The organism is Oceanobacter sp. 5_MG-2023, from assembly GCF_030548165.1.
GTDB lineage: Bacteria > Pseudomonadota > Gammaproteobacteria > Pseudomonadales > Oceanobacteraceae > Oceanobacter.
Genome location: NZ_JAUORS010000025.1, coordinates 15,099 through 28,883, shown reverse-complemented (window position 1 = coordinate 28,883; position 13,785 = coordinate 15,099). Strand labels below are relative to the sequence as shown.

Here is a 13,785-nt window from a genome sequence, read left to right as displayed (position 1 = left end):
AAAAACCGGGCCTCAGGGCCCGGTAAAATTCAAGATCAGAGAGTGAGAGAGCGTGATATTCGGGCTGCAGAACAGCCCGGGTCACAATGATATGACTCACTAATCAGATTAAGTTCCTGCTTTTATTTCCTGACGCCTTTTTCTTTCAGGGTGGTTTCGATTTCGGCCAGGCATGCCGGATCATCGATTGTCGATGGCGCGGTGTAATCTTCATTGTTGGCAATATTCCGCAAAATCTTACGCAAGATTTTGCCGGAACGGGTTTTTGGCAAACGCTGTACAACAACCGCATGTTTGAAACTGGCGACCGCACCAATCTGGTCACGAACACGTTTCACCAGCTCACGCTGCAACTCACCTTCGTCAACGTCGATACCATCTTTAAGCAGGATCAGGCCCAGCGGCTCTTCACCTTTCAAGTCACTGGTTTGGCCAATAACAGCACACTCCGCCACTGCTGAGTGCCCAGCCACGACCTCTTCCATTTCACCTGTCGACAAACGGTGTCCGGCAACGTTAATGATGTCGTCAGTACGGCCGAGTACAAACAGGTAGTTATCTTCATCCAGATAACCACCGTCACCGGTCACGTAATAGCCTTCAAAGGTACGCAGGTATCCAGCAACAAAGCGGTCATGATTACCCCAGATGGTTGGCAAACATCCCGGCGGCAATGGCAGTTTAAGCGCAATGCTGCCCTGCTCGTTACCAGCAACCGGATTGCCCCGTGAGTCCAGAATCTGCACATTGAATCCCGGTGATGGACGGGTCACAGAACCTGCTTTTACCTCAGCAGGCTCAAGCCCCATATGATTACCAGCGATAGCCCAGGCTGTCTCGGTCTGCCACCAGTGATCCACAATCGGCCGCTTGATATGTTCCATCACCCAGTCATACGTCGGTGGGTCCAGCCGCTCACCGGCCATAAACACGGTTTGCAACTTGCTGAGGTCGTATTGCTGTGCCAGCAGACAATCCGGGTCTTCCTTGCGGATGGCACGGAACGCGGTTGGTGCTGCAAACAGCCCTTTGACACCATATTCTTCACATACCCGCCAGAACGCGCCGGCATCCGGTGTCCGTACGGGTTTGCCTTCATAAAACACGGTCGTACAACCAGCCAGCAACGGGGCATAAACCATATAGGAATGACCCACGACCCAACCAACATCCGATGCTGCCCAGAAGACATCACCAATCTGCATGTCGTAAACGACTTCCATACTGTATTTCATGGCAACCGCGTGGCCACCATTATCCCGAACCACACCTTTCGGCTTACCTGTAGTACCCGAGGTATAGAGTACGTACAAAGGATCCGTCGCCAATACCGGGGTGCAGTCAGCAGGCTCTGCCGCAGCGACACCGACTTCCCAGTCAATATCGTATTGATCATTCAGTTCACAACGGCATAAATCCCGTTGCAGGATAATGCAGCACGATGGCTTGTGTTCAGCAATATCGATGGCTGCATCAAGAATCGGTTTGTATTCAATGATTTTACTTACTTCAATACCACATGAGGCCGACACAACGACCTTCGGTGCGGCATCGTCAATCCGTACAGCCAGCTCATTGGCGGCAAAGCCACCAAATACGACAGAGTGAATAGCACCCAGACGCGCACAGGCCAACATGGCAATGGCGGCTTCTGGCACCATCGGCATATAAATAACAACCCGGTCGCCTTTTTCAACGCCTTGAGCTTTCAGCAAGCCAGCAAAGCGGGCCACTGCCGATGTGAGCTCTTTATAGGTATAAGAACGTTTGGTGTTCGTAACGGGAGAATCATAAATCAGGGCTAACTGATCGCCGCGCCCTTTCAAAACATGATAATCAAGAGCCAGATACGCGGTATTCAGTTCACCATCGGCAAACCAGCGGTCTATGCCATTCTCATCCTTGCTTAAAATAACATCCGGTGCTTTGAACCATTGTATTTTACCGGCTTGTTCTGCCCAGAAACCTTCGGGATCATTGATGGACTGTGTATATTGTTGTTGATATGTCATTAGTCTTCCCCCTTGACTGTCGGGGGATAGCATAAGCGATGGCTCATTCTTGCAGCTATTCGACCAAGGGGGATCACACCTTGGTCTATAACCAACTGTTGTCAGATTGGTGTATGCCATGTCGATTTCTTTTATAAAACGGCTTTCCATCAAGATGATCTGGCATCATTTGAGTATGAAACAGCCATAAAAAAACCCGCCGAAGCGGGTTCTTTTATGGCTGCTCAAACAACAGGCTTATGCTTGTTTACCAGCCGGTTTTTTCTTTCAGAGCCATACCGATGTCAGCCAGGCTGCGTACGGTAGTCACACCAGCGTCTTGCAGTGCGGCAAATTTTTCATCTGCGGTACCCTTGCCACCAGAGATAATGGCACCAGCATGACCCATACGCTTGCCTGCAGGTGCCGTCACACCGGCGATATAGGAAACCACTGGCTTGGTAACATTGGCCTTGATGTAGGCAGCCGCTTCTTCTTCAGCAGTACCACCGATCTCACCAATCATTACGATGGCTTCAGTCTGCGGATCGTTCTGGAACAATTCCAGTACGTCGATGAAGTTGGTACCCGGAATCGGATCTCCACCAATACCAACACAGGTAGACTGACCAAAACCATAATCGGTTGTTTGCTTGACCGCTTCGTATGTCAGGGTACCGGAACGGGAAACAATACCGACTTTGCCTGGCAAGTGGATATGACCTGGCATAATACCAATTTTGCACTCTCCTGGAGTGATAACCCCAGGGCAGTTAGGTCCGATCAGGCGTACACCCAGCTCGTCACATTTAACCTTGGCATCCAGCATATCCAGCGTCGGGATGCCTTCCGTGATACAAACGATCAGTTTGATACCAGCGTTAGCGGCTTCCAGGATTGAATCTTTACAGAAAGGTGCTGGTACGTAGATAACAGACGCTTCTGCACCAGTAGATTCAACGGCTTCAGCCACAGTGTTAAACACTGGCAGGCCAAGATGAGTCTGGCCACCCTTGCCCGGGGTTACACCACCGACCATTTGGGTGCCGTATTCAATCGCCTGTTCAGAGTGGAAGGTACCTTGGGCACCAGTAAAACCCTGACAAATAACTTTTGTATCTTTATTGATTAAAACGCTCATGATTACCCCTTATTTGCCAGCTGCTGCGGCAACAACTTTCTGTGCTGCGCCAGTCAGATCGGTGTCAGCTATGATGTTCAGGCCACTTTCAGACAGAACCTTGGTGCCTTGTGCTGCATTGTTGCCTTGCAGGCGAACAACAACAGGTACCTTGACGCCAACTTCCTTGACCGCACCGATAACGCCTTCTGCAATCATGTCGCAACGGACAATACCGCCGAAGATGTTGATGAATACTGCTTTGACAGAATCATCAGAGAGGATGATCTTGAACGCTTCAACAACGCGTTCTTTGGTAGCACCGCCACCTACGTCCAGGAAGTTGGCAGGGTTGCCGCCATGCAACTTGACGATATCCATGGTGCCCATGGCCAGACCTGCACCATTCACCATACAACCGATATCACCATCCAGAGCAACATAGTTCAGCTCCCATTTGGCAGCATGTGCTTCGCGCTCATCTTCCTGGGAAGGATCATGCATTTCTTGCAGATCCTTATGACGATATACCGCGTTACTATCGATGTTCAGTTTCGCATCCAGACAGTGCAAATCGCCATCAGTAGTGATAACCAGCGGGTTCACTTCCAGCAATGCCAGATCCTTGTCAGCAAACAATTTGGCCAGACCAATAAAGATTTTGGTGAACTGTTTGATCTGATCGCCTTTCAGGCCCAGCTTGAATGCCAGCTCGCGACCCTGGTAAGGCTGTGCGCCAACCAGTGGATCAATCGTTGCCTTGAGGATTTTTTCTGGAGTTTCTTCTGCAACCTTCTCGATTTCCACACCACCTTCGGTCGATGCCATGAAAACAATACGTCGGGTTGAACGGTCAACAACCGCTCCTAAATACAGCTCTTGTGCTATGTCAGTACAGGTCTCAACCAGAATACAACTGACGGGTTGGCCATTTTCATCCGTTTGGTAAGTTACCAGATTCTTGCCCAGCCATTGATCGGCAAAGGCAGTAATTTCATCCTTGGAGGTCACCAGCTTGACACCGCCGGCTTTACCGCGCCCACCTGCATGTACCTGGGCTTTGACAACCCAACGGTCACCGCCGATTTCATCAGCTGCTGCTGCTGCTTCTGCTGCTGTTTTGGCTGCCACACCTTTTGAGACTGGCAAACCGTACTGAGCAAAAAGCTGTTTACCCTGATATTCGTGAAGGTTCATCGCTTTTGTCCTATTTATTTTTAATTTGTCGGATGCCGAACAACTTGTGTGCAAAGCACAGAGTGCGAAGTGTTCAGCTAGATAAACAAAGGCCCGGACTAACCGGGCCTGGGCCTTACCTCGGTCTTACTTTTTCTTCGGGCGACGATTCGCTTTATGAATTGCTGCATTGTTGACAGACAATGCGGCTTCATGAAGCGCTTCAGATACTGTCGGATGGGCAAAAACCATCATACCGACATCTTCTGCACTGGAACCGAATTCCATCGCTACAACCACTTGCTGACAGATATCACCAGCACTTGGTCCAATCACACTGGCTCCCAGAATACGATCTGTCTCGGCACTGGCAATCACCTTGACAAAACCATCAGTCTGGTTACCAGCCATCGCACGGCCATTGGCGGCGAATGGGAAAGTACCTACATTGTACGCTTCACCATCAGCCTTGACTTCTTCCTCGGTTTTACCAACCCAGGCAATTTCAGGGTTGGTATAAATGACCGAAGGAATCACGTCATAGTTAACCTGTGCTTTGTGACCGTGGATACGCTCGGCAACCATAACACCCTCTTCAGATGCCTTGTGCGCCAGCATAGGGCCACGAACCACGTCACCAATCGCCCAGATTCCAGGCGCGTCGGTTTTGCACGCTTCGTCGACATGAATAAAGCCACGCTCATCCATATTGACGCCACAGTCGCCAGCCAACAGATCATCAGTGTATGGCTTGCGACCAACCGCAACGATCAATTTGTCGAACGTTTCGGTCTTCTCTTCGCCACCTTCCTGGAAAGTGACAGCAACAGCACCATCTTTTACCTCAGAACCGGTCACACGGGCACCTAGACGAATGTCCATACCCTGTTTTGTGAACAGTTTCTGAGCTTCTTTCGCAACAGCCTGATCAGCCACGTGCAGGAACTTGTCCTGGGCTTCCAGAACGGTCACCTTGGCGCCCAGACGGCCCCAGACAGAGCCCAGTTCCAAACCGATAACACCAGCACCAATCACGCCCAGACGAGCAGGAACGTCTTTGAATTCCAGCGCACCGGTTGAATCAACAATGATGTCTTCAGTCAGAGGCGTTGGCGGAATGTTCACAGGAACAGAACCGGTCGCGATGATGATATGTTCCGCTTCAAGCAGTTCAGCGTCACCACCATGAGGGGTGAATTCCACTTTTTTGCCAGCCAGTACTTTACCTACACCTTCCAGACCAGTCACACCATTGGCCTTGAACAGGGCAGCAACACCCATGGTCAGGTTTTTAACAATCTTGTCCTTGCGTGCCAACATGGTCGCAATGTCAACAGACACTTCACCGGTGCTGATACCGTGCAGGTCAAAATCGTGCTTGGCTTCTTCATACTTGTGCGAAGTGTCCAGCAGTGCCTTGGACGGGATACAACCCACGTTCAGACAGGTACCACCAAAGACGCCTTTGCCTTCCTTGCTCAGCCACTTGTCGATACAAGCGGTTTTCAGACCCAGCTGGGCACAACGGATAGCAGCAACGTATCCACCAGGACCACCACCTACTACGACTACATCAAATTTTTTGCTCATTACCAATAATCCTTAAATTGTCGATTATACGTCCAGCAACATACGTGCAGGATCTTCCAGCAAGTTCTTGATGGTCACCAGGAACTGAACTGCTTCCTTGCCATCAATCATGCGGTGGTCATAAGACAGCGCCAGATACATCATTGGCAGGATTTCAACCTGGCCATTAACAGCCATCGGACGATCCTGAATCTTGTGCATACCCATAATAGCGGTTTGCGGTGGGTTCAGAATTGGCGTAGACATCAGGGAACCGAATACACCACCGTTGGTGATGGTGAACGTACCACCCTGCATGTCTTCGATACCCAGTTTGCCGTCACGGCCACGCTTGGCGAAGTCACCGATGGTACCTTCGATTTCTGCCAGGCCCATGCTGTCTGTATCGCGCAACACAGGAACAACCAGACCGCGCTCTGTGGATACGGCAACACCGATATCCTGATAGCCATGGTAAACCATGTCATTGCCGTCAAGCGATGCGTTAACCGCAGGGAAGCGTTTCAAAGCTTCAGTTGCCGCCTTGACGAAGAAAGACATAAAGCCCAGTTTTTGGCCATGTACTTTCTCGAACTGGTCTTTGTACATCTTGCGCAGTTCCATCACTGGCTTCATGTTGACTTCGTTGTACGTAGTCAGCATCGCAGCGCTTTGTTGTGCTTCAACCAGACGCTTGGCGATAGTGGCACGCAGACGGGTCATTGGAACGCGTTTTTCGATACGCTCACCAGCAATCGGGGCAGCCACTGGAGCAGCAGCCGGAGCTGGCGCTGGAGCAGCCGGTTTGGCTGGTGCCGATTTCAGGTGATTAACAACATCTTCCTTGGTAATACGACCGTCTTTGCCGGTAGCCTTGATGTCTGCGCCTGCAACACCGTTTTCTTCTGCAATCTTGCGGGCGGCCGGGCTCATGATCAGATCACCGGCGTCTGCTACTGCAGGGGCAGCCTCAGCAGGTGCGGCTTCTGCGGCAGGTGCCGGAGCTGCAACGTCGCCAGCAACAAAAATAGCCAGCACTTCATCACTCAGTACAACATCATCTTCGTTTTTGAAGACTTCTTTCAATGTACCGTTCGCAGGAGCGACTACTTCCAGAACGACTTTGTCGGTTTCGATATCAACCAGCAATTCATCACGCTCAACTGGTTCACCAGGCTGTTTGTGCCAGGTTGCTACCGTGCCATCAGCAACTGATTCCGGAAAAGTCGGGGCCTTGATTTCGATGCTCATTATTGTTTCCTTAAGAATTCCGTCGGTTAGCCCTGCAGATCCAGAGCTTCACTAATGTATTGTTCAAGCTGCGCAAGGTGCAGCGCCATATAGCCAGCAGCTGGTGAAGCAGAAGCAGCACGTCCGGCGTAGTTCAGTGTCATTCCCGGCTTAAGGCTGTTAATGGCACGTAGCATGTAATGCTGGCTGTTGTACCAGGCACCCATGTTTTTAGGTTCTTCTTGTACCCAGAAGATTTCTTCCATATTCGGATACAAAGACAGAATGGCCTTCAGATCGTCATGTGGGAACGGATACAGCTGCTCGATACGAACAATGGCAATATCCTTGATCTCTTCCGCGCGACGACGTTCCAGCAGGTCGTAATACACCTTGCCTGAACACAACAACACACGGCGTACTGACTGCGGATCCAGCTCATCAATCTCATCGATAACCGTCTGGAAGTGACCATCGGCCAGCTCTTCCAGCGTGCTGGTTGCCAGTTTGTGGCGCAGCAGGCTTTTCGGAGACATAACCACCAGAGGTTTACGCACCGGACGAATCACCTGACGACGCAGCATGTGATAAACCTGTGCTGGCGTAGAAGGAATACAAATCTGGACGTTATGCTCTGCGCACAATTGCAAATAACGTTCCAGGCGCGCAGATGAGTGTTCAGGTCCCTGACCTTCATAGCCATGTGGCAGCAGCATGGTCAAGCCGCACAAACGGCCCCATTTATGCTCACCACTGGAAATAAACTGGTCAAAGACTACCTGGGCACCATTGGCAAAATCACCAAACTGGGCTTCCCAGACCACCAGTCCACCCGGTGTTGTCGTGGAATAACCATATTCAAAGGCCAATACGGCTTCTTCAGACAGCAAGGAGTCGTACAGATCAAAGGATGGTTGATCGTCACTGACATGACATAAAGGGATATAACGACTGGCGTCTTTCTGATTGTGCAGAACGGCGTGACGGTGTGAGAAAGTTCCCCGGCCAACGTCCTGCCCGGTAATCCGTACTGGATAACCTTCTTTCAGCAAGGTTGCGTACGCCATGGTTTCAGCGTAGCCCCAGTTGATCGGCGATGCACCAACTCCCATGCGGCCACGGTCTTCCAGAATCTTGCCAACCTGACGCTGAACGGCAAAACCTTCCGGTATTTCCAGCAACTTGGCGGACAGCTCTTGCAGGGCTGCCAGATCAAAGGAGGTATCAGCAGTGGCTGTCCACTCATGACCCAGATACGGTGTCCAGTCGACGAACAATTCCTTGTTAGGCTCTTTGACCAGGCTTTTTACCACGTGGCGGCCTTCATCCAGAGCACGGCGATATTCTTCTTCCAGCTCTTTTGCGTCTTCAGTAGTAATAACGCCATCAGCAATCAACTTCGCCGCATACAATTCGCGGGTTGTTTTCTGCTTCTTGATTTGTGCGTACATGATTGGCTGGGTACCGGATGGCTCATCCGCTTCGTTATGGCCACGACGGCGATAACAAACCATATCAATCACAACGTCTTTCTTGAATTCACGACGGTAATCAGCGGCCAGCTGTGCAGCAAACAGTACAGCTTCCGGATCATCACCATTCACGTGCAGAATCGGTGCTTCGATAACCTTGGCAACGTCGGTACAATATTCAGTAGAACGAACATCTTCACGTTTGGAAGTAGTAAAGCCTACCTGGTTATTGATTACGATATGAATCGTACCACCGGTTTTGTAAGCCCGGGTCTGGGACAGCTGGAAGGTTTCCATCACCACACCCTGACCTGCAAATGCAGCATCACCATGCATGGAAATAGGAACCACCAGTTCACCGGCTTTATCACCACGACGATCCTGACGGGCACGAACAGAACCCTCAACAACCGGCGATACGATTTCCAGGTGAGACGGGTTAAACGCCAGCGCCAGGTGTACTTCACCGCCAGAGGTCATCACATTGGATGAGAAGCCCTGGTGGTATTTTACGTCACCATGTGACTGGTATTCAGACTTGCCTTCGAACTCATCAAACAGATCGGACGCTTTTTTACCCAAGGTGTTGATCAGGGTATTCAGACGACCACGGTGCGCCATACCAATAACAATTTCTTTGGCACCGTATGAGCCGAAACGCTGAATCAGTTCATCCATCAGAGGAATCAGTGACTCACCACCTTCAAGACCAAAACGCTTGACGCCCGGGTAACGGGAACCCAGGTATTTTTCCAGGCCTTCAGCTGCAACCAGACGCTCCAGCAAATGCAGTTTGACTTCATCACTGTATTTGGGGTGGGCACGTGCACTTTCCAGTCGTTGCTGGAACCAGCGTTGCTCTGCGGTGTTAACAATGTGCATGAACTCGGAGCCTACGGTACCGCAGTAGGTTGCTTCGAGCACATCGATAATTTCTTTCAGCGTTGCTTCTTCCTGGCCCATAAACAGGGTACCAGTCTGGAATTTGGTATCCAGATCCGCTTTCGACAAGCCATGGAAATGCAGATCCAGGTCGGGAACATTTTGTCGTTCCATCAAACCCAGTGGATCCAGAGAGGCATGCTGGTGACCACGGCCACGATAGGCATTGATCAGTTGCAGTACCTGAACCTGTTTACGCTCATATTCAGTACTGACACTGCCTTGGGAAACCGGACGGTTACGATGCTGATTTTTTGAAATGAGCAGAAACTGTTCACGGATCGCTTTGTGGGGAGTGTCGACGGTAACGCTTTCGTCGGCCCTTGGAAGTTGATCAAAATAATTACGCCACTCTTCAGGTACCTCACCAGGATCCTTAAGATAGGCTTCATAGAGCTCTTCTATGTAAGCAACGTTACCACCCGCTAACTGGGAGGTGCTCCATAGCTGCTCCATTGTTTGCTCGTGCATGTACGATCACCCTGTTCCTGTAAACATTGAGGAGATCACCCACAGAGTATTTTGCACCGACTCTAGCACTGCCAGACGAGTTAGAGGGCCGACTGATAGGTCGCAAGGCCTCTGAGGTGAATCAGGAATACCCTGATCCCTCAATTGCATTATTAAATTCGTAAAATCACGCTTTGTGGGCGTGATTTTAAAAAATTTTTCACGAAAACAGACTGTGTGTCCAGCCCACTTACGTCTAACCAGCACCCCGTATCATACGGGATGCAGGCCAGTTGCCGATTAAACCTGTTGGTTCAACAGCATGTTGCGGATATGACCAATTGCGCGGGTCGGGTTAAGACCTTTTGGACATACATTGACACAATTCATAATACCCCGACAACGGAACACACTGAATGGATCAGACAGATCACTCAGACGCTCTGCTGTTGCGGTATCACGGCTATCCGCCAAGAAGCGGTATGCCTGCAACAGACCGGACGGGCCAACAAATTTATCCGGATTCCACCAGAACGACGGACAAGCCGTTGAGCAGCAGGCACACAGAATACATTCGTACAGACCATCCAGCTTCTCGCGCTCTTCCGGCGTCTGCAAACGTTCGATCGCAGGCGCAGGTCGATTATTCAGCAAGAACGGCTTGATGCGCTCATACTGGGTGTAGAACATGGCCATATCAATCACCAGGTCACGAATGACCGGCATACCGGGCAGCGGGCGCAATACCAGCTTGTCCATCTTGCCGTTGGTCGCTTCGGAAAGCGGAGTGATACAGGCCAACGCGTTCTTGCCGTTAATGTTCATGCCGTCAGAGCCACAGACACCTTCACGACAAGAGCGGCGATAAGCCAGGCTTGAATCCTGTTCTTTCACCAGAGCCAAGACATCCAGAACCATGACATCTTTGCCGCCAGGAACGGTGATATCGTAATCCTGCATGTAAGGCGCAGAATCCTTTTCTGGGTTGTAGCGATATATACTTACCAGCATTGCATACCTCCCATTAATAGGTACGGATTTTCGGTGGGAACGCTTCCATGGTCTTGGGAGCGAAGTTCACTGCGCGCTTGCCAATCGTCTTGGTTTGCGGGAAGTACAAGGAGTGGCACAACCAGTTTTCGTCATCACGTTCAGTGAAGTCGTTACGGGCGTGTGCACCGCGGGATTCCTTACGCTCAATAGCCGCAACCGCAGTTGCATAGGCTGTTTCGAACAGGTTATCCAGCTCCAGGGCTTCAATACGTGCCGTATTGAAAGCACCACTCTTGTCGGCCAGCACAGTGTTCTTGACGCGAACACCCAGCTCATCCAACATTGCCAGACCTTTCTCCATGCTTGGGCCTTCGCGGAATACACCGAAGTACAATTGCATGGTTTTTTGCAGGTCTGCGCGCACGTCAGCCACACTCTCACCTTTGGTGGAGTTGTTCAGACGATTCAAACGCGCCATTGCCGCTTCAACATCGGCTTCCGATGCATCAACTGATTCAAATCCATCGCGGAAGCTTTGTTCAACCTGCAAACCAACAGCACGGCCAAACACCACCAGATCCAGCAGTGAGTTACCACCCAGACGGTTGGCACCGTGAACCGAAACACAGGCGATTTCACCCGCGGCATACAGACCTTCAATAACAACGTCATTGCCGTTTTCGTCAACGGTCAAGGCCTGGCCACCAATATTGGTCGGTACACCACCCATCATATAGTGACAGGTTGGAACCACCGGGATTGGCTCTTTCACAGGGTCAGCGTGGGCGAAGGTGCGAGACAGTTCCAGAATCCCTGGCAGCTTGGCATTCAGGGTTTCTTCACCCAGATGATCCAGCTTCAGGAATACGTGATCGCCATCTTCACCACAGCCACGGCCACCCAGGATTTCCAGTACCATGGAACGGGCAACAACGTCACGACCAGCAAGGTCCTTGGCGTTTGGAGCATAACGCTCCATGAAACGTTCACCGTCCTTGTTGATCAGGTAACCACCTTCACCACGACAGCCTTCAGTAACCAGTACACCCGCTCCGGCAATACCGGTTGGGTGGAACTGCCACATTTCCATATCCTGCATTGGCACACCAGCACGGATCGCCATACCAACACCGTCACCGGTATTGATCAGGGCATTGGTTGTGGACTGATAGATACGTCCTGCACCACCGGTTGCCAGCACTGTCGCCTTGGCTTTGATATAGAGCGTTTCACCCGTTTCAATTTCAATGGCGATCACACCAGCGACCTGACCCTTGGAATTTTTCACCAGATCAACGGCATACCATTCATTCAGGAAGGTAGTGCCGCCTTTCAGGTTGCCTTGATACAAGGCATGCAACAGGGCATGACCGGTACGGTCTGCCGCAGCACAGGTACGAGCAGCCTGACCACCCTTACCAAAGTCCTTGGACTGTCCACCAAATGGACGCTGATAGATTCGACCTTCTGATGTACGAGAGAAAGGCAAACCCATGTGCTCCAGTTCGAACACAGCCTGAGGACCGACTGAACACATGTACTCGATAGCATCCTGGTCACCGATATAATCGGAGCCCTTGACGGTATCGTACATATGCCAGCGCCAGTCATCATTGGGATCATCGGAAGCAATGGCACAAGTAATACCACCCTGTGCTGACACAGTGTGGGAACGGGTTGGAAAAACCTTGGTCACACACGCGGTTTTGATACCCGCTTCGGTCAGCTGCAGAGCGGCACGCATGCCAGCACCACCACCACCGATCACGATGGCATCAAACGAAATGGTTCTGATTGATGACATAACTCACACGCTCCAGAGGATATCGATACCCCAAACGAGGTAAACAAACAAAAAGCCGACACACACCAGCTGGAACAAGAAACGTACACCAGTATTTTTAAGGTAGTCGGTTGAAATGGTCCACATACCAACCCAGGCATGTGCACAAATAGATATCAGGGCGGCCATACTGAATACTTTCATCCAGGTCTGAGCAAACAATCCCTGCCACTGAGCGAACTGCAAATCTGGTGAAGCCACCAGAAAGCCCACAAGAAACAGTGTATAGAGGGCCAGCACAACAGCACTAGTTCGCTGTACTACCCAGTCATAAAGGCCACTACGGCCAAGATTTGTAACACTTGCTACCATACCCAAACTCCTGCCAGAAGAATCACGATCGCACCAAGTACCAGAGTAATAATGGCAGCAGTACGTCCACCTTCTTTGCTTTCACCAATTCCCATGTCCATCAACAGGTGTTTGATACCTGCCACAAAGTGGTAACCCAACGCAGACAAAATGCCCCAGGCGATGAACTTGACTATTCCGTTATCAAATGCGCTCGTCAAATTGGCGAAGCCTTCCGCAGACTCCAGTGACTCTGCCAACGCAGCCAGCATAAATGCGACAGCGAAGAACAGGATGAGACCGGAGATACGATGGATAATGGATGCTTTGGCGGGAAGAGGGAGCTCAATAGTAGTAATATCCAAGTTTGTAGGTCTATTGCTATTCACGGCTCTTTACACTCTCTTATGGGCTCACTACCCGCAAAACGGGGAGCGAGCGCGGGCTCAAGAAGACGGTCCCAACCTGTACAACTCTTGCACAAGTTTTAAGACCGCGACAAATTATAGTCATGCACCTTCTCTTTTACAAACACTTAGCACCTTGAGTTTACTACTATGGTATGTAGTGTTTACACGATGCCCAGACTCAGCGTGTCTGAATCGGGGAATATACCCTGTCGAAACAGAAAAATATGCTCGACCCCATGGTAATTGACAAAATGAGTTCACAACCTATAGTGAACCCCCTTAATTAGAGGTAACGCCT

Annotated in this window: 10 protein-coding genes; all 10 read right to left on the bottom strand. The window is 50.7% G+C overall.

All coding sequences use genetic code 11. The annotated features are described in order from the left end of the window. Positions 1-122: 122 nt before the first annotated feature. Complete coding sequence (locus tag Q4551_RS14255; RefSeq protein WP_303434540.1) at positions 123-2,012, bottom strand: propionyl-CoA synthetase; 1,890 nt, start codon at positions 2,010-2,012, stop codon at positions 123-125. A gap of 247 nt (positions 2,013-2,259) precedes the next feature. Next, positions 2,260-3,132, bottom strand: a complete 873-nt coding sequence (gene sucD, locus Q4551_RS14250) for a succinate--CoA ligase subunit alpha (RefSeq protein WP_303434539.1) — start codon at positions 3,130-3,132, stop codon at positions 2,260-2,262. A 9-nt stretch (positions 3,133-3,141) separates the two neighbouring features. After that, complete coding sequence (sucC, locus tag Q4551_RS14245) at positions 3,142-4,308, bottom strand: ADP-forming succinate--CoA ligase subunit beta (protein WP_303434538.1); 1,167 nt, start codon at positions 4,306-4,308, stop codon at positions 3,142-3,144. A gap of 126 nt (positions 4,309-4,434) precedes the next feature. Then, positions 4,435-5,877 (bottom strand): dihydrolipoyl dehydrogenase, encoded by a 1,443-nt coding sequence (gene lpdA, locus Q4551_RS14240; RefSeq protein ID WP_303434537.1) that lies wholly within the window; start codon positions 5,875-5,877, stop codon positions 4,435-4,437. 24 nt (positions 5,878-5,901) lie between these two features. Beyond that, positions 5,902-7,107: a 2-oxoglutarate dehydrogenase complex dihydrolipoyllysine-residue succinyltransferase gene (odhB, locus tag Q4551_RS14235; protein WP_303434536.1), complete on the bottom strand. Its 1,206-nt coding sequence runs from the start codon at positions 7,105-7,107 to the stop codon at positions 5,902-5,904. A 26-nt stretch (positions 7,108-7,133) separates the two neighbouring features. Next, positions 7,134-9,971, bottom strand: a complete 2,838-nt coding sequence (locus Q4551_RS14230; RefSeq protein ID WP_303434535.1) for a 2-oxoglutarate dehydrogenase E1 component — start codon at positions 9,969-9,971, stop codon at positions 7,134-7,136. Positions 9,972-10,250: 279 nt separating this feature from the next. After that, complete coding sequence (locus tag Q4551_RS14225) at positions 10,251-10,961, bottom strand: succinate dehydrogenase iron-sulfur subunit (RefSeq protein ID WP_303434534.1); 711 nt, start codon at positions 10,959-10,961, stop codon at positions 10,251-10,253. Between the two features lie 13 nt (positions 10,962-10,974). Next, positions 10,975-12,747, bottom strand: coding sequence for a succinate dehydrogenase flavoprotein subunit (sdhA, locus tag Q4551_RS14220; protein ID WP_303434533.1), 1,773 nt, complete (start codon positions 12,745-12,747; stop codon positions 10,975-10,977). A gap of 3 nt (positions 12,748-12,750) precedes the next feature. Next, positions 12,751-13,098, bottom strand: a complete 348-nt coding sequence (gene sdhD / locus Q4551_RS14215) for a succinate dehydrogenase, hydrophobic membrane anchor protein (protein ID WP_303434532.1) — start codon at positions 13,096-13,098, stop codon at positions 12,751-12,753. Beyond that, a complete protein-coding gene (gene sdhC, locus Q4551_RS14210) occupies positions 13,092-13,466 on the bottom strand; it encodes a succinate dehydrogenase, cytochrome b556 subunit (protein ID WP_303434531.1) in 375 nt (124 codons plus the stop codon). The genes sdhD and sdhC overlap by 7 nt, the downstream gene beginning before the upstream one ends. Positions 13,467-13,785: the final 319 nt, after the last annotated feature.